Source organism: Pseudomonas sp. SIMBA_067, from assembly GCF_046534675.1.
Classification (GTDB): domain Bacteria; phylum Pseudomonadota; class Gammaproteobacteria; order Pseudomonadales; family Pseudomonadaceae; genus Aquipseudomonas; species Aquipseudomonas putida.
The window spans coordinates 1-485 of the sequence record NZ_JAWRYH010000048.1 but is presented as its reverse complement, the minus strand read 5'-3'; the positions used below and the strand labels follow the sequence as shown (position 1 = coordinate 485).

General features: G+C 63.3%; 1 protein-coding gene. It reads left to right on the top strand.

Annotated features, from left to right (window positions below):
* A partial coding sequence (locus SB765_RS28005; RefSeq protein ID WP_410932272.1) for an immunoglobulin-like domain-containing protein occupies positions 1-485 on the top strand: 485 nt, incomplete at both ends.

Sequence of the window (485 nt, the reverse complement as noted above, 5' to 3'; positions counted from 1 at the left end):
ACCGAAGGTGGCGTGATCACCTACACCGTGACGCTGACCAACAAAGACGGCCTGCCGATCGACAAGCACGGTGCGCTGACCTTTACCCTGGACGATGGCAAAACCACCATCACCATCCCGGCTAACGGTACAACCGGCACTGCCACTGTCACAGCTCCGGACAACGTCTATACCGGCACTAACGCTCCGGTCGTGAAGGCCATCCAGTCGGTCACCGGCGCGGATGTCGGCAAGTTCGAGCAGCTGACGCTGGACAAGACCCCGGTCAGCACCGCCGTCACCGACGAGCCAGGTTCGGGCACTCCGGGCACTGGCAACCAGGGCGACCTGGTGCTGGTGACCATCACCGCCGACCAGACCTCGGTGGCCGAGAACGTCAAACCGACCTTCACCGTGCACATCAACACCGCCCTGGCCAACGACCTGGTCGTGACCCTGAGCAACAACGCTCAAGTCACCATCAAGGCCGGCCAGACCAGCGCGCC